13 protein-coding genes and 1 pseudogene are annotated in these 15,736 nt (G+C 53.7%); 1 reads left to right on the top strand and 13 read right to left on the bottom strand.

The genetic code is table 11. From position 1 onward, the window contains the following. Nucleotides 1-24: 24 nt before the first annotated feature. Nucleotides 25-288: an extracellular matrix/biofilm regulator RemA gene (gene remA / locus ACTRXF_RS00845; RefSeq protein ID WP_022792719.1), complete on the bottom strand. Its 264-nt coding sequence runs from the start codon at nt 286-288 to the stop codon at nt 25-27. A 315-nt stretch (nt 289-603) separates the two neighbouring features. Between remA and ACTRXF_RS00840 the strand changes: the two genes are divergently transcribed. Next, the gene (locus ACTRXF_RS00840) at nt 604-2,340 is read left to right on the top strand and encodes an Rqc2 family fibronectin-binding protein (RefSeq protein ID WP_474277270.1); all 1,737 of its coding nucleotides are present in this window, start codon (nt 604-606) and stop codon (nt 2,338-2,340) included. Nucleotides 2,341-2,394: 54 nt separating this feature from the next. Here ACTRXF_RS00840 and pyrE read toward each other — a convergent pair whose 3' ends face one another. The 12 genes and pseudogenes from pyrE to lspA all read right to left on the bottom strand — a co-directional run bounded on the left by pyrE (nt 2,395) and on the right by lspA (nt 15,670). Further along, nucleotides 2,395-3,021 (bottom strand): orotate phosphoribosyltransferase, encoded by a 627-nt coding sequence (gene pyrE / locus ACTRXF_RS00835; protein ID WP_474277267.1) that lies wholly within the window; start codon nt 3,019-3,021, stop codon nt 2,395-2,397. Beyond that, nucleotides 3,011-3,733 carry an orotidine-5'-phosphate decarboxylase gene (pyrF, locus tag ACTRXF_RS00830; protein ID WP_474277264.1) on the bottom strand — a complete coding sequence of 241 codons (723 nt, stop codon included), beginning with the start codon at nt 3,731-3,733 and terminating at the stop codon, nt 3,011-3,013. The genes pyrE and pyrF overlap by 11 nt, the downstream gene beginning before the upstream one ends. 56 nt (nt 3,734-3,789) lie before the next feature. Further along, nucleotides 3,790-4,641: pseudogene (locus ACTRXF_RS00825) on the bottom strand (dihydroorotate dehydrogenase); the annotation flags it as partial. Next, nucleotides 4,638-5,420, bottom strand: a complete 783-nt coding sequence (locus tag ACTRXF_RS00820; RefSeq protein ID WP_474277262.1) for a dihydroorotate dehydrogenase electron transfer subunit — start codon at nt 5,418-5,420, stop codon at nt 4,638-4,640. The pseudogene ACTRXF_RS00825 and the gene ACTRXF_RS00820, both read right to left, overlap by 4 nt. Then, nucleotides 5,417-8,632 carry a carbamoyl-phosphate synthase large subunit gene (gene carB / locus ACTRXF_RS00815; RefSeq protein WP_474277260.1) on the bottom strand — a complete coding sequence of 1,072 codons (3,216 nt, stop codon included), beginning with the start codon at nt 8,630-8,632 and terminating at the stop codon, nt 5,417-5,419. The genes ACTRXF_RS00820 and carB overlap by 4 nt, the downstream gene beginning before the upstream one ends. Nucleotides 8,633-8,645: 13 nt before the next feature. Continuing rightward, entirely contained in the window at nt 8,646-9,734 is a 1,089-nt protein-coding gene (locus tag ACTRXF_RS00810; RefSeq protein ID WP_474260404.1) for a carbamoyl phosphate synthase small subunit, read from the bottom strand. Then, on the bottom strand, nt 9,731-11,014 hold the full coding sequence (locus ACTRXF_RS00805) for a dihydroorotase (protein ID WP_474277258.1): 1,284 nt from the start codon (nt 11,012-11,014) through the stop codon (nt 9,731-9,733). The genes ACTRXF_RS00810 and ACTRXF_RS00805 overlap by 4 nt, the downstream gene beginning before the upstream one ends. Continuing rightward, the gene (locus ACTRXF_RS00800) at nt 11,011-11,934 is read right to left on the bottom strand and encodes an aspartate carbamoyltransferase catalytic subunit (RefSeq protein WP_474260826.1); all 924 of its coding nucleotides are present in this window, start codon (nt 11,932-11,934) and stop codon (nt 11,011-11,013) included. Before ACTRXF_RS00800 ends, ACTRXF_RS00805 begins: the two co-directional genes overlap by 4 nt. A gap of 176 nt (nt 11,935-12,110) precedes the next feature. Beyond that, a complete protein-coding gene (locus ACTRXF_RS00795; protein WP_474277256.1) occupies nt 12,111-13,442 on the bottom strand; it encodes a solute carrier family 23 protein in 1,332 nt (443 codons plus the stop codon). Between the two features lie 92 nt (nt 13,443-13,534). Next, nucleotides 13,535-14,071: a bifunctional pyr operon transcriptional regulator/uracil phosphoribosyltransferase PyrR gene (pyrR, locus tag ACTRXF_RS00790; RefSeq protein WP_022792708.1), complete on the bottom strand. Its 537-nt coding sequence runs from the start codon at nt 14,069-14,071 to the stop codon at nt 13,535-13,537. A 218-nt stretch (nt 14,072-14,289) separates the two neighbouring features. Continuing rightward, entirely contained in the window at nt 14,290-15,192 is a 903-nt protein-coding gene (locus ACTRXF_RS00785; protein WP_474277254.1) for an RluA family pseudouridine synthase, read from the bottom strand. Next, on the bottom strand, nt 15,173-15,670 hold the full coding sequence (lspA, locus tag ACTRXF_RS00780) for a signal peptidase II (RefSeq protein ID WP_474260396.1): 498 nt from the start codon (nt 15,668-15,670) through the stop codon (nt 15,173-15,175). Before lspA ends, ACTRXF_RS00785 begins: the two co-directional genes overlap by 20 nt. Nucleotides 15,671-15,736: the final 66 nt, after the last annotated feature.

The raw sequence follows: 15,736 nt of genomic DNA, 5'->3' as shown, positions 1-15,736 counted from the left end.
GTTGACACGCCTCATTTCACAATCTTATTCGTCCGATGAATCATCATCTTTTGTATGCAGCCGCTGGGCGACTGTCTCCGGCTGAACCGCAGAAAGCACAACATGGTCGCTGTCTGCAATAATAACCGCTCTCGTCCTTCGGCCATAGGTGGCATCAATCAGCATGTTACGGTCCCTGGCTTCCTGAATAATCCGTTTGATTGGTGCTGATTCCGGGCTGACGATAGAAATAATCCGATTTGCCGACACAATATTTCCAAATCCGATGTTGATTAGCTTAATGCTCAAAACTACCCCTCCTGGTCGGACCATCCCTCTAGCTGCTGCCTGAAAAAATGGTTCATATATGTTTTCTTCTGCGGTTCCTGACGAGTTGTTCTCCTGCTTCAGTATAGCACGATTATTTCAAGCGTCACAAACGATGCTTCGCGGCGAGGCCCGAACATTATGTACTTCTATATTGTAAACAATATCTCTTCAGCCCACAACCAATGTTTATTCAGCAGACAAGACGGCGCGCTTTTCATTATGCTATAATCCACCGTACAGAACGCAAGCAGCAGAAGAATTTCTCCTGCTTGTACGAGTAAAGGATGATCGAACGTGAGCTTTGACGGAATCATGACCCAGGCCGTTGTCCAGGAGGTCCAGCAGACACTCCAAAACGGCCGGATCACAAAAATACACCAGCCCTACAAAACCGACCTGGTCATTTCAGTGCGGGCGAACCGCAAAAACCACCAGCTGCTGCTGTCGGTGAACCCTTCCCTGTCAAGAATGCATCTGACAGACGAAAAGTACCAGAATCCCAAGGAGCCTTCCATGTTCTGCATGCTGCTGCGCAAGCACCTTGAAGGCGGTTTCGTGCGGGAAGTGTCACAGCAGGGACTTGAGCGGATCGTTTCGCTGCGCATTGAAAACAAAGATGAAATCGGTGATCTTACGGAACGGACCCTGGTTATGGAAATTATGGGGAAGCACAGTAATGTCGTGCTTCTTAATGAGGACCGTACGCATATTCTGGACAGCATGAAGCATATTTCCCCGGCCCAAAACACCGTACGCACGATTCTTCCCGGTCAGGAATATGTTGGACCACCGTCCCAGCATAAGGCGAACCCCCTCGAAGCTGAAGCCGGTGACGTGCTGAGAGCACTCGACGCCAACCAGGGCAAGCTCGACCGCCAGCTGATGCAGGCATTTGAAGGAATTTCTCCCCAGAGCGCCAAAGAGGCCGCGCATCGTGCTGGTCTCGGTTCGCTCCAGAAGCTGGCCGATACGTTTACTTCGCTCATGAACGAAGTTAATAACGGGAATTTTCAGCCGCAGATTGTGACCACCGAAGCCAATAAAGAATATTACAGCGCCATTGACCTTACTCATGTGGATGGTTCGAAGGAAAGTTTTGACTCGGTGAGCGCCATGCTCGACCGCTACCATAACGGCAAAGCCGAACGTGACCGGGTGCATCAGCAGGCCCATGATCTCGAACGTTTTCTGCAGAACGAGCGCGAAAAAAACGAGCGCAAGCTGAAAAAACTGCGCCAGACGATTACGCAGGCCGAAAACCGGCTCGTCTATCAAAAGTACGGGGAGCTGTTAACTGCCCATATGCACCAGCTCCGCGGCGGTGAAAACGAAATCGAAGTAACGGATTACTACGATCCGGAAGGCGGCACGCTTACCATTGAGCTTGAGCCTGAACTCTCGCCGTCAGATAATGCCCAGCGGTATTTTAAACGCTACAACAAAGCTAAAACCTCACTATCCGAGGCGAAAAAACAGATTAAGCTGACCCGTCGCGAGATTGATTACCTCGACCGGCTGATTCAGCAGGTGGAAACGGCTGCCCCATCCGACATTGACGACATACGTGAAGAATTATCGGACGGCGGCTATCTGAAAAAGCGTGTTCAAAAGAAAAAACAGAAAAAAAGCACGAAACCGCAGGTTGAGCAGTACGTTTCCTCGGCCGGCACACTTCTGCTTGTCGGAAAAAACAACCGCCAGAACGAATACGTCACCAACCGGGTGGCAAACGCCGGAGACACCTGGCTGCACACGAAAGATATCCCCGGATCCCATGTGGTGATCCGCTCCACAGACGTAGACGAGGAAACGTTAAAGGAAGCGGCTGTCCTTGCCGCCTATTTCTCCAAAGCGCGCTCTTCGTCCTCGGTGCCGGTCGACCACACCCTGATCCGCCACGTACGAAAACCAAACGGCGCCAAGCCCGGGTTTGTGACCTACGATCAGCAGTCCACCCTGTTTGTCACTCCGGAGGAAAGCCTTGTCCTTGAAATGAAAAACCGGGCCAAAGCCCAGACCGCTGCAAAATAAAAAAGCTCCCTCCGACACAGCCCAGCTGTCCGGAGGGAGCTTTTTAATTCGTATTTACGCCCAGGAAGCCGGGGCCTGTTTCCATTCCTGCAGACGTTCGATATCGTTTTCCTGCACGTAGCCTTCCTCAGCTGCAATCTGAATCAGGGCAGAGTAATTAGTCAGTGTTTTCACCGGCAGCCGCGCTTCTTTAAGCTGCCTTCCGGCTTCCTCCAGCTCATACGTAAAAATCGCAGCCGCTCCGAGTACGTCGGCTCCTGCGTCCAGAAGAGCCTGCTGGACCGTGATCATGCTTTGACCTGTGGAGATTAAATCCTCAACAATTACGACTTTATCCTCCGGAGTGACCCGGCCTTCAATCTGATTGCCTTTACCATGGGATTTGGAGGAACCGCGCACGTAGCACATCGGCAGGCCGAGCCTGTCTGCTGCAAGCGCCGCATGAGCTATCCCGGCCGTGGCAGTGCCGGCAACGATCGTAGCATCCGGGTAATTGCTCCGGATAAGCTCCGCCAATCCTTCTGCCACCCGGGTCCGTACGTCCGGATAAGAAAGCGTCAGCCGGTTGTCGCAGTAAATCGGGGAGCGTATACCGGAAGACCAGGTAAACGGTTCATCCGGGCGCAGTGTCACTGCTTCAATGGTCAGCAGATCCCTGCTGAGAAGTTCTTCATTCTGCATTGGGCATTCTCCATTCCTGTTCCATTTGTTCGTAAGCCGAAGCCGGAGCAGCAGCTTTTGTAATGCTGCGTCCGACGACGATCGCGTCACTGCCAAAATCTGCGGCGGCCTGCGGTGTCACTACCCGGGCCTGGTCCCCCGCCTCCTCACCTGCCCCGCGAATTCCCGGGGTCACGGTAATAAAAGAGCGGCTGCGGGCGCTTTTAATGAGCGGCACCTCCCCGGCAGCGCAGACAACGCCGTCCTGCCCCGACCGTTCGGCAAGATCCGCGTAAGCCGCCACTGCTTGATTCATCGAAAGCGGTATGCCAAGCTCCTCCTTCAGCATCGTTTCAGAGGTGCTCGTCAGCTGAGTGACCGCTATGCAGGCAGGTCTCTTCTGCCCGGACCGGGTGCCCTGCTCCAGGCCTTCTACAGCACCCGCCATCATCCGGCTTCCGCCAGCAGCATGAACCGTGACAAGATCCACCTGCAGCCGGGCAAGCTGAGCGGCTGCCCGCTGGACCGTATTGGGTATATCATGCAGCTTCAAGTCAAGAAATACCCGGTGTCCTTGTGCTTTCCACTCCTCCACAAGCGCTGGGCCTTCTTTATAAAATAATTCCATGCCGACTTTTAAAAACAGTGATTTCTGTCCGAATGAAGCGAGCAGGGCATCCGCCTCCGGTTTATCCGGCACGTCCATGGCAATGATCAGGGGACGGTCCTTCATGCTTTCACCCCGCCCCGCTTCCAGCCGGCCCAGTCCGCAGCCGTCTCAGAGCCGGCCCAGTCTGTCAGCTCCTGAATGATTTCCGGGCAGGCAAACGGGTTGCTGATGTTTGCTGTTCCGACAGCGACCGCATCAGCTCCAGCCATCATAAACTCCAGCACGTCCTCCATGCCCATAATGCCGCCCATGCCGATAATAGGCAGTTCTGTTACCTGCCGCACCTGATATACCATCCGGATGGCTACCGGCTTAATGGCCGGACCCGAAAGGCCCCCGATTTCATTAGCGAGCAGCGGCTTGCGCGTCACCGGATCAATTTTCATCCCCGATAATGTGTTAATCAGCGACAAACCGTCCGCGCCGGCATGTTCCACCGCTTTGGCAATTTCCGTAATATCCGTCACGTTGGGCGACAGCTTAACGTAAACCGGCACGTCAGACACGTGCTTCACCCTTTTCGTAAGCTCTGCCGCAAGCTTCGGGTCGGTTCCAAACGTAATGCCGCCTTCTTTCACATTCGGACAGGAAATATTGAGCTCCAGCGCTGCCACCATACCGGATTCCGACAGTCCGGCCGCCACCGCTTCGTAGTCCTCCATTTTTGTTCCCGCAACATTTGCAAGCACCGGTGTATCCAGCTGCTGGAGCCACGGCAGCTCGTGTTCCGTTACTCCTTTAAGCCCCGGGTTCTGCAGACCGATAGCGTTCAGCATGCCTGCTTCTGTTTCTGCCACCCGCGGTGTTTCATTACCGAACCGCGCTTCTTCGGTGGTCGCTTTAATCGCAATGGCTCCGAGGTCATTGAGATCATACAGCTGGGAAAATTCTTTTCCAAAGCCAAAGCATCCGCTTGCCGGCATAACCGGGTTTTTCATTTCAAGCCCGGGCAGGCTTACATGCAGTTTCATGACAGCACCACCTCTCCCCACGGGAAGACCGGGCCGTCGCTGCAAACCTTCCGGTAGCTTGTTCCGTCAGGGTCGTCTGTAGTGTGACACACACAGGCAAAACAGGCGCCGATGCCGCAGCCCATACGTTCCTCAAGGGAAAGCTTCCCTTTTGCGGCCGCATAGGAGCTGTCGAGCGCACGAAGCATTGGCAGCGGTCCACAGGCGTAAATAGCATCGTAGGAAAGCCCCTGGCGGTCAATCACATCTGTGACAAAGCCGGCCTCCCCTATACTTCCGTCAATGGTACTCACAAAGCAGTCCCCGAGCGCGCCGAACCTATCCCGGAAAAACGCACTGGATTCATCGGCAAAGCCGAGCACGGTCTGCACCCGGACGCCCTGACCAGTCAGCTGTTTAGCTAGACCGAGCAGCGGCGGAACGCCGACGCCGCCCCCGACAATCAGCGCCTTTTCTCCTTCGCCCACGTCACTCGTATCAAACCCGTTGCCGAGCGGCCCGAGCACATCCACTTCGTCGCCTTCACGCCAGGCCGCCATCCGGCTTGTACCTTCCCCTTCGGCCCGGAAAACAAGCGCCATCCGCCGCTGGTCAGGCCAGTATTCACTAATACTGACCGGACGGCGCAGAAGCGGAGCGACATGCGGGGACGTTTTCACATGCACAAATTGTCCCGGTGCCTGGATACGCCCTGGCATATCACCTTCGAGCACAACTTCAAAAATCGACGCTGCGATTTCGTCGATGGAAACGACGCTCATCCATTCTTTTTGAATCACACCATCACCTCGTTTGTACGATCTTCTTTCATCGCAGGCATGGCTTCTGTGGAAAAGGTAATCATCTCAAGCACCTTCAACAAGGCTCCGGCCGTGTCGAGGGATGTGAGACATACTACTTCATTTTCCACGGCTTCCCGACGGATCCGGAAGCCGTCCGCTGCCGCTTTTTTCTGTTTTTCCATCGTGTTAATGACAAACTGGGCTTTGCCTTCCCGGATAAAGTCAAGAATGTTTGGCGATTCTTCTTCCACCTTTGCGACCGAGGAAGCCGGAATGCCTTCCTTGTTCAGCCACGCCGCGGTTCCCTGGGTCGCTGTAATCGTATAGCCGATCGCATGAAACCTCCTGGCGAGCGCAAGCGCCTCCTTTTTCCATTCATCGGCAATAGTAAACAGCACGGTGCCGTGATTTGGAATTTTCATCCCGGAAGCGATCAGCCCTTTATACAATGCTTTCTCGAGCGTCTGATCCCGGCCCATCACTTCACCGGTCGATTTCATTTCCGGGCCGAGAGATATTTCCACCTGGCGGAGCTTGGCGAAGGAAAAGACCGGCACCTTGACCGAAACGCCTTCCGCTTCCGGAAGCAGACCGCTTTCGTACCCAAGGGCAGCAAGGCTTTCACCGACCATGACCCGGGTGGCAAGCTTTGCAATCGGACATCCGGTAATTTTACTTAAAAACGGCAGGGTGCGGCTTGCCCGCGGGTTCACTTCAAGCACATACACTTCATCTTCGTGTATAACGAACTGAATGTTCAGCAGTCCTTTGATGTTCAGCCCTTTTCCGATAGCGATCGTCCGCTCGGCAAGTGTTTGCTTCGTCTGCTCTGAGAGCGTCTGCGATGGATAGACTGCAATCGAATCGCCCGAATGCACCCCGGCGCGTTCAATGTGCTCCATGATCCCCGGAATAAGCACCATCTCTCCGTCTGAAATCGCGTCGACCTCCACTTCTTTTCCGACCATATAACGATCGATCAGCACCGGGTGCTTGCGGTTGACGCGTACGGCCCGCTCCATGTAATTAAGCAGTTCTTTTTCACTGCCGACGATCTCCATCGCCCGTCCGCCAAGGACATACGACGGGCGGACCAGAACCGGATAGCCGATATCAGCAGCCACCACCCTTGCCTCTTCGGTGCTGACCGCTGTACGGCCGAGCGGCTGAGGAATTTTCAACGACTGCAGCGCCGCTTCAAATTTATCCCGGTCCTCTGCCCGGTCCATGTCCTCAAGTGTAGTGCCAAGAATCTTCACGCCGTGCTCAGCGAGACCATCCGCCAGGTTAATGGCGGTCTGACCGCCGAATTGAACGATGACGCCCTCCGGCTGTTCTACATCGACTACGTGCATTACATCTTCCACTGTAAGCGGCTCAAAGTACAGCTTGTCTGACACGCTGAAGTCTGTCGACACCGTTTCCGGATTGTTGTTGATAATAATCGCCTCGTATCCCGCTTCCTGCAGCGCCCAGACGGTATGCACCGTCGCGTAGTCAAATTCAACTCCCTGCCCGATCCGTATCGGGCCGGAACCGAGGACGACGACAGACGGACGCCCGGTTTTGCTGCTTTCGTTTTCTTCTTCATAGGAGGAATAGTAATACGGCGTTTCGGACTCAAATTCCGCCGCACACGTGTCGACCATTTTATACACCGGCGTAATACCCAGCTCGAGGCGCTGGCTGCGCACCTGTTTCTCTGTCGTATTCCAGTAGGCCGCAAGTGTTTCGTCAGCCATGCCGGTTGTCTTTGCCATCCGCAGTATTTCTTCATCATTTGGGTAGGAGCGTGCCATTTCCGCAACCTTGACAATACCCGCGAATTTTTCAAGGAAAAACAAATCAATTTTTGTCCATGTGTGCAGCTGTTCGAGCGAGTACCCGCGCTTCAGCGCTTCCCCGATGTAAAACAGCCGCTCATCGTCCGCGCGAATAAGTTTATCTATCAGTTTTTCCTCGGATGCCTCTGCGTAATCCGGATGCGTCAGAAAAGCACGTCCGAGTTCCAGCGACCGGATACCTTTCAAAATGGACTCCTCAAATGAGCGTCCGATGGCCATCACTTCTCCGGTCGCTTTCATCTGCGTACCGAGCCGGCGGTTCGCTGCTTCAAATTTGTCAAACGGCCAGCGCGGAATTTTTGTTACCACATAGTCAAGGGCTGGCTCAAAGCTCGCATACGTCGTACCGGTGATCGGGTTCTTCAATTCATCGAGCTTATATCCCGAGGCAATCTTGGCTGCAAGCTTGGCAATCGGGTAGCCGGTGGCTTTGGACGCAAGTGCCGACGAACGGCTCACCCTCGGGTTAACCTCGATGATATAGTATTCAAAGCTGTCCGGAGACAGCGCAAACTGCACGTTGCAGCCGCCTTCAATTTCAAGCGCCCGGATGATTTTCAAAGACGAGTCGCGGAGCATATGGTACTCCCGGTCGGCAAGTGTCTGACTCGGGGCGGTTACGATCGAATCCCCGGTATGAACACCGACTGCGTCAATATTTTCCATGTTACAGACAACAATTGCCTGCCCGGAGCTGTCGCGCATTACTTCGTATTCAAGCTCTTTAAATCCGGCAATGCTTTTTTCAAGCAGGCACTGGGTTACCGGGCTGTATTTGAGCCCGGAGCCGACGATTTCCACCAGCTCATCATGATTGTCCACCAGGCCGCCGCCGGTACCGCCGAGCGTATAGGCCGGCCGGACGATGACCGGATAGCCGATTTCCTCCACAAAGGCTTCTGCCTCCTGCAGGTTGTGCACGATGGTGCTTTCCGGCACCGGCTCGTTCAGCTCATACATCAGGTTCCGGAATGACTCCCGGTCCTCTGCCTGCTCAATGGCAGACAGTTCGGTGCCAAGAAGGGAAATATCATACCGCTCGAGCAGCCCGTGGCGGTGCAGCTCCATCGCCATATTCAGGCCGGTCTGACCACCAAGGGTCGGCAGAATGGCGTCGGGCCGTTCTTTACGGATTACCCGGTCGACAAACTCGAGGGTGAGCGGCTCCATGTACACCTGATCGGCAATGTTGGTATCCGTCATGATGGTTGCCGGGTTGGAATTAATTAGAATGACCTCGTATCCTTCTTCCTTTAACGCCTGGCACGCCTGGGTGCCGGCATAGTCAAACTCCGCCGCCTGGCCGATTACTATAGGGCCGGAGCCAATCACTAATATTTTTTGAATATCTGTACGTTTTGGCATGGTGACTCCCCTTTTACATTCGAGTAGGTACTTTTTCGTAACGGTTCATTAGACGGACAAACTGGTCGAACAGGTCGTTGGCATCGCTCGGTCCCGGGCATGCTTCCGGATGGTACTGAACGCTGAATGCCGGATATTCCCGGTGTTCGACGCCTTCAACTGTGCCATCGTTGACGTTGACATGCGTCAGGATCAGGTCCGTTCCCATCAGCGAATCCCGGTCCACCGTATAGCCATGGTTCTGGGAAGTTATATCCACCCGCCCGGTTTTTACCTGCTTGACCGGATGGTTGCCTCCGCGGTGGCCGAATTTAAGTTTGGACGAGGTGGCCCCGCAGGCGAGACTCAGCAGCTGATGTCCGAGACATATCCCAAACACCGGTACTTCCCCGATCAGGTTACGGAGCGTCTCCACGGCCTCCGGCACGTCTTCAGGATCTCCGGGGCCGTTACTGAGCATTACTCCGTCCGGGTTCAGGGCAAGCACTTCTTTCGCCGTGGCGTTGTATGGGAGCACAAACACATCGCAGCCGCGGCTGAGCAGATTCCGGGTGATGCCGTGTTTAGCCCCGTAATCCATCAGAACCACCCGTTTGCCGTTGCCGGGTGCATGATAGGCATTTTTCGTACTGACCCGGGACACCTGATCCCGGGGATCAATCCACTGCTGCAGCTCCCGGACGATTTCCTCTTCTTCCGCTTCTTCTGCGCACAGTCTGCCGCGCAGTGTACCGGCGGTCCGGATCATTTTCGTCAGGCGGCGTGTATCAATGCCGCACAGGCCGGGAATATCCTTTTCGTAAAGCCATTCGCTGAGCGTGCCGATGCTTCGGAAATTACTCGGGTGCGAAGCTGCTTCCTTGACGATCAGTCCGCCGGCAGAGGGATGCATCGTTTCGAAGTCATCCCGGTTAATACCGTAGTTGCCGATCAGCGGGTACGTCAGTGTCACCAGCTGATCGCAGTAGGACGGGTCGGATAAAATTTCCTGATAACCGGTCATTCCAGTGTTAAATACGACTTCCCCTACAGTTTCCCGTTCGCTTCCAATGCCTTCTCCGTGAAAAACTGCTCCATTTTCCAGTATTAATTTCCGCTTCATTGCTGCACCTCTTCCTTTTCATACACTGTCTTCCCGTCTACGATCGTGAGAACTGGCCAGCCCTTCAGCTTCCAGCCGGTAAATGGCGTGTTTTTTCCTTTTGACACAAATTGAGCAGGATCGACCGTTTCCTCGTGCTCCAGGTCTATGAGCGTCAGGTTTGCAGCAGCACCTGCGGCAAGCGTGCCGGCAGCGAGTCCGAACACTCTGGCCGGACGCCCTGTCATTGATGCGAGCAGATATTCCAGAGTACATACTTCGTTTAATACCAGTTCGTTATATAAAAGCGGAAAGGCCGTTTCAAACCCTGTAATGCCAAACGGAGCTTCGCTTATCGGCCGTGCCTTTTCTTCTGCAGCGTGAGGGGCGTGGTCGGTCGCTATAAAATCAATGGTCCCCTCGAGCCAGGCTTCAAGCAGCGCCTGCCGGTCGCCGCGGGAGCGAAGAGGCGGGTTCATTTTATAGTTCGTATCCACCTCCGGAATGTCGTCTTCACTTAGCAGCAGATGATGTGGTGTGACTTCGGCTGTTACATGGATGCCGGCACGTTTTGCATCGCGGATCAGCCGCACAGATTCCTTCGTGCTCACGTGACATACGTGATAGTGGCAGCCGGCCGCTTCAGCAAGCAAAATGTCACGGGCGATATGAACAGATTCAGCTACCGCCGGTATGCCCTTGAGTCCGTTTTTTTCCGCAAACCTCCCGGCGTGCACGCTGCCGCCGTACACGAGTGTATTTTCTTCACAGTGCGCCACCACCGGCATATCGAGCGCTGCGGCGTCCTGCATGGCTTCGTACATGACAGAGGCATCCTGCACACCCACTCCGTCATCTGTAAAAGCAAAGGCCCCATGCTCTTTCAGAGCTTTCATGTTCGTACGTTCGGCCCCCTGCTGTTTTTCTGTGATGGAGGCGTAGGGAAGGACACGTACCACAGCCGTGGCTTCGATACGCTCATACAGCAGATCAAGCTTTCCTGCGGAGTCTGGCACCGGGTACGTGTTCGGCATTGGGCAAACGGTAGTGAATCCGCCTTTCGCTGCCGCCTTTGTACCTGAATAAATCGTTTCTTTGTGCTCGCCTCCCGGCTCACGAAGATGCACATGCACGTCAACCAGGCCCGGACTTAGCAGCCTTCCTTTCGCATCGAGTACTACTTCAGCCTCCTCCGGCGCCCTGCCGATTTCCTGGATACGCCCATTTTCAATCAGTACATCCTGTGGTTCGATGGTTTCCCCGGAGGTGAACACCTGCGCATTGATAATCCATCCGTTCATTTCCAATCTCCTCCTTTAGCCTGTCTTAATACATGGTCAAGCACAGCCATCCGGATAAAAACACCGTTTGTCATCTGCTTGAATATTCTTGAGCGGCCGCCCTCCACGAGCTCGTCCGCGATCTCCACTCCCCGGTTGATCGGGGCCGGGTGCATAATAATGCTTTTATTGTTCATGCGCTGCGCACGCTCTATGGTGAGCCCGTATGCTTCATGATAATCGTTCGGTCCGGCTATCAGCTGGACCGTATGCCGTTCATGCTGAATGCGGAGCATCATCATAACGTCCGCCACCTCCACCGCTTCATCCATTGGTATAAAGCGGCTGCTCATGGCTTCATCCATCCATTCTTTTGGTCCCGATACATATACCTTCGCTCCAAGACGCTCCAATACCTCCACGTTTGAACGGGCAACCCGGCTGTGCCGGATATCGCCGGCAATGACAACCTTCACGCCGGCAAACCGTCCAAATTCCTGCTGAATCGTCATTAAATCCAGAAACGACTGGGTCGGGTGGTGCCCACAGCCGTCCCCTCCATTAATAATGGGGATGCTGATAGAGTCCCGCAGTTCATCAAAGTACCGCTCCTGCTCGTGACGGATAACGACCACGTCAGCCCCAATGCTTTCGATTGTGCGCACCGTATCGTACAGACTCTCTCCCTTTTTTACGCTTGAGGTGGCAGCATCGAAGTGAAGAATTCCGAGACCGAGGTTCTGTTCGGCCGCTTCAAAGCTTAGCTTGGTCCGGGTGCTGGGCTCAAAAAATAAGTTCGCTGCGTACAACGGAAGGCTTTTCCGTTCCCTCTCCGTGTCTGCAAATGCATTCGCCCTCGCCAGCAGCTCATGGATCTGCCGCACATCCCATTCCTCCATCGTCAGCACGTGCTGGACTGCTGCTGTTTTTGAAGATTTCATATTCATCATCGTTTCCGCTCCTTTTTAAGCGCCTCGATCCTATATAAAAAACCCGGAGTCGGAAAGACTCCAGGTGTACGGGTATGAAGAAACGCCCCGCGCAGGATAGTCTGCTGACGGAAGTGTTTTCATGCCGTTCAACCTTGGATGTCTCTCTGTACTTCCTTAAAGGATGATCAAGCTGCCTTATTTTTTGAGGTAGATGTACTTACGGATTCAAACATCGACCGGTTGCCGTAGGAATCTTCCTTTCCCGGCAGCACTGCGTGCAGCACCATCCCGATCACGGTAGCAAGCGCCATGCTTGATATTTCAAAGTATTCCCCGATTTCGATGAACGCTCCTCCGATCCCGGTCACCAGAATGACGGAGCTGATAATCAGATTCCGCTTAATGCCGAGATCAATGTTGTTATCAATCAGCATTCGCAGGCCGTTCGAGGCGATGATACCAAACAGCAGGATCGAAACGCCTCCCATTACGGCTCCGGGGATGCTTGCGATAAAGGCTTCCACCTTTCCGATAAATCCAAAGCTGATGGCAAGCACGGCGGCCCCGCCGATCACGTACACACTGAATACGCGGGTGATGGCAAGCACTCCGATATTTTCCCCGTAGGTCGTGTTCGGCGGTCCCCCAAGCACGGCGGCAAACATGGTTGCCACCCCGTCGCCCATGATGGAACGGTGAAGCCCCGGGGACTTGAGGAAGTTTTTTTCCGCTACCTTGCTTAATACGAGCTGGTCGCCGATATGTTCAGCAATGGTCACCAGCGCAATCGGTGCCATGATCGCGATAACGCTCCAGCTCCAATCCGGGCTGTACGTGGCAAACGGCACGGAGAAATCCGGCACCTGAATCCAGGCAGCCTTTCCGATGGCGCCTGTATTTACCATTCCGGCAGCAAGCGCCGTCAAGTAGCCGCCTATAATGCCAAACAGCACGGGAATGATGCGGAAAAATCCCCGGAAAAATACAGAAGCGACAATGACAATTGCAAGTGTTACGGCGGCTACGCTCATATGGCGCATCGGTTCATTGTAGTTTCCGGTGTCTGCGTTGTAGTTCATCGACATTTCGATTGCTGTCGTCGCAAGGCCGAGGCCGATGACCATAATGACCGGGCCGACTACTACCGGCGGCAGAATGTTCATCAGCCAGCCTACACCGGCTTTTCGGATAACCAGCGCTGTAATGCCGTAAACAAGCCCTGCAGCTAGCGAGCCGAGCATAACGCCGCCCGGGCCGCCAATGGATAAAGCGGCAATGATTGGGAAAATAAATGCGAATGACGAGCCGAGATAAGCCGGTATCTGTCCTTTAGTGATTGCCAGATAGGCAAGTGTTCCAAGACCGCTGGATACAAGAGCTACGGCTGGGCTGAGTCCTGTAAGCGCCGGCACGAGTATTGTTGACCCGAACATGGCGAACAGGTGCTGCAGGCTCAGAATCAGCCACGTAGCCGGGGCCGGGCGGGTCTGGATATGGATATCTTCGTTATTTTTCATGATAAACCTCCATTAATATTGGCATGGAGGGAAGAAACGCTTTCGTCTCGTCCCTTTTTGAACTCACTGGTTCAAATTAAAGAGAAATCTTGTTACGCAGAATGGATACTCACCTGGTCTTCGCCGTCTTCTTCTGCCATGTTGACAGCGATAATTTCTTCCCGGGAGGTCGGTACGTTTTTGCCGATGTAGTCCGGTCGAACGGGAAGCTCCCGGTGCCCACGGTCCACGAGCACTGCCAGCTGAATCTGTGCCGGACGGCCGCTGTCCATCATGGCGTCCATGGCTGCCCGCACGGTCCGGCCGGTATATAACACATCGTCCACCAGAATCACTGTCTTTCCGGTAATCTCTCCGGGAAGCACAGCCCCGTGCAGCTCCGGCTCCTGGCTGTTATTGTTGTGCGATAAATCATCGCGGTACATCGTAATGTCCACTTCGCCAATCGGAATCGCGTTTCCTTCAATCCGTTCGATACTTTCCGCTAGCCGGTTGGCAATGTAAATGCCCCGCGTTTTGATTCCAACCAGGATACAGTCTTCCACGCCTTTGTTTCGTTCAATAATTTCGTGCGATACCCTCGTCAGAGCTCTCCGGATTGCCTGTTCATCCAAAAGCACCCGTTCCATCTGCACCATCCTCCTTTACTTCATAAAAAAAGCCCCCATCCCGTAAGGATGAGAGCTTGCGGATCCGGGCACATTCACCCGCAGGCCGGGTATTACACATACGCCGCCCTGGGTACTTCTGCGCTCAGTCACCACCTCTTCTCAGCCTCACGGGACTGTGTTAAAAAGGCATTCGTTTTTTTCGTTATTACGTAGTATGACAGTCTTTTATTGTGCGGTCAACTAGTTTTGTTAAGTTCATCAATAGCAGCCTGCATCTCCTCCGGCAGCTCCGCCTCCAATTCAATCCACTTTCCGCTTACAGGATGCTCAAAGCGGAGCCGGTACGCATGCAGCGCCTGCCCCGGAAGAGAAAGAGTCTTTCGGCGTCCGTACTTCGGATCAGCGGCCACCGGATGGCCGATCTCGGCAAAATGCACACGGATCTGGTGCATCCGCCCGGTTTCAAGCTCACACTCCACAAATGTGTATTTGTGCCACCATTGGAGCACCTGAAAGTGAGTGACTGCCGGCTTCGAGTTTTCTCGCACCGCCGCCATTTTCTGACGGTCATGGGGATCACGGCCGATCGGCATATCAATTTTCCCTGTTTCGTGCGGCACTTCCCCGTGCACAATTGCTTTATATTTCCGCTCTATTTTCCGCTCCTTCATCTGAGCGGATAACTGCTCGTAAGCCTCAGGATGCTTGGCTGCTATAAGGAGTCCGGACGTATCCTTATCCAGGCGGTGAATCAGCCCTGCCCGGGTTTCGGGGTGGTCCTGCCATGCCGGATAACGGTGCAGCAGCCCGTTCATCAATGTTCCGCGGGTGTGCCCCGGTGCCGGATGCACAACCATCCCCCTCGGTTTGTAAATCACCACCACATCGTCATCCTCATAGCGTATGTCAAGATCGATCTCTTCCGGCGTCATTTCTTCATGATTTTCTTCAGGTACAGTGACGTCGATCCGGTCGCCGGCCTGCAGCTTGTAATTATTTTTCACACGGCCGCCGTTGACTGTGACCCATCCCTCTTTCACCCATTGCTGAATGACTGAACGCGACTCTTCCAATTCGTCTGTCATCAAACGGTCGATTCTTGTTCCCTGTTCTTCTTCGTCAATAATTCGTGGATTCATGTGCTTCTTCCTTCTTTCGTGATCTTTCATCTAAAAACATACCGATAATCAACCAGATTACACCTACTGTCAGGGCAGCATCTGCAACGTTGAAAATAGGGTAATTATAAGCGAACAGGTAGACATCAACAAAATCTACAACTTCACCAAAAAGCATACGGTCAATGAAATTTCCAACAGCTCCTCCAAGAACAAGGGCCAGCGGGATGCCAAAAGTAAATGAGAGCGTACCATACTGCTGCATGTAATACACCACTACTGCTATCACGACGATCGTAATAATTAAGAAAAACCAGCGCTGCCCCTGCAGTATACCAAAGGCCGCTCCTGCGTTCCGGTGAGAGGTCAGATATAAAAAAGACGGGATCACTTCAATGCTTTCTCCAATACGCATGGAGGCAGCTACTATGTATTTGGTTACCTGATCGAAAATAATAATCAGCGCAGCCAGCAGGTAATGCCACTTAATGATTTTCATACGGACTCTTTCATCCTCTCTTGCGGTATGCGTTCCATCCTTAGCATTTTAGCATATATTCGCCGG

It is taken from the genome of Marinococcus sp. LNHM3E3-2.2, assembly GCF_056034385.1.
This window is presented reverse-complemented; position numbering and strand designations above follow the sequence as displayed.

What these genes read in the sequence shown, in the direction of transcription:
- ACTRXF_RS00785 (WP_474277254.1), bottom strand. Translation starts at nt 15,192, where the DNA reads ATGAATCCACGAATTATTGACGAAGAAGAACAGGGAACAAGAATCGAC.
- pyrE (WP_474277267.1), bottom strand. Translation starts at nt 3,021, where the DNA reads ATGCAGAATGAAGAACTTCTCAGCAGGGATCTGCTGACCATTGAAGCA.
- pyrF (WP_474277264.1), bottom strand. Translation starts at nt 3,733, where the DNA reads ATGAAGGACCGTCCCCTGATCATTGCCATGGACGTGCCGGATAAACCG.
- ACTRXF_RS00810 (WP_474260404.1), bottom strand. Translation starts at nt 9,734, where the DNA reads ATGAAGCGGAAATTAATACTGGAAAATGGAGCAGTTTTTCACGGAGAA.
- lspA (WP_474260396.1), bottom strand. Translation starts at nt 15,670, where the DNA reads ATGAAAATCATTAAGTGGCATTACCTGCTGGCTGCGCTGATTATTATT.
- ACTRXF_RS00805 (WP_474277258.1), bottom strand. Translation starts at nt 11,014, where the DNA reads ATGAACGGATGGATTATCAATGCGCAGGTGTTCACCTCCGGGGAAACC.
- pyrR (WP_022792708.1), bottom strand. Translation starts at nt 14,071, where the DNA reads ATGGAACGGGTGCTTTTGGATGAACAGGCAATCCGGAGAGCTCTGACG.
- ACTRXF_RS00795 (WP_474277256.1), bottom strand. Translation starts at nt 13,442, where the DNA reads ATGAAAAATAACGAAGATATCCATATCCAGACCCGCCCGGCCCCGGCT.
- carB (WP_474277260.1), bottom strand. Translation starts at nt 8,632, where the DNA reads ATGCCAAAACGTACAGATATTCAAAAAATATTAGTGATTGGCTCCGGC.
- ACTRXF_RS00800 (WP_474260826.1), bottom strand. Translation starts at nt 11,934, where the DNA reads ATGAAATCTTCAAAAACAGCAGCAGTCCAGCACGTGCTGACGATGGAG.